The following is a 247-nucleotide window of genomic DNA, read 5'->3' as shown; positions in this document are numbered from 1 at the left end:
CGCCTCGCGCAGTTCGCCGTGGAGGCTGACGATGGTCCGCATCCCCTCGGCGAAGTCGAAGCCGGCCGCCTCGGCGAGCCGCCTGCTCCGGTCGTTGCCGGGGACGTACTCCCAGTTCAGGCGCTCGAGACCCAGGCCGTGCGGGTCGAGGGCGTACTGCGTGACAGCGCCGAGGGCCTCGCGCATGTAGCCGTGCCCGCGAGCCCAGGGACCCGACCAGCAGCCGAGGGAGGCGGAGCCCGCGGCC

The 247-nt window shown here is 74.5% G+C and carries 1 protein-coding gene; it reads right to left on the bottom strand.

The genetic code is table 11. The features are described 5' to 3' along the window. A partial coding sequence (locus SB719_RS21850) for a GNAT family N-acetyltransferase (RefSeq protein ID WP_412159988.1) occupies nt 1–247 on the bottom strand: 247 nt, incomplete at both ends.

This window comes from Pantoea sp. SIMBA_079 (genome assembly GCF_046940275.1).
In the GTDB taxonomy this organism is placed as follows: Bacteria; Pseudomonadota; Gammaproteobacteria; order Enterobacterales; family Enterobacteriaceae; genus Pantoea; species Pantoea borealis.
The sequence above is the reverse complement of the archived record's forward strand: the minus strand, read 5'-3'. Positions and strand labels throughout refer to the sequence as shown.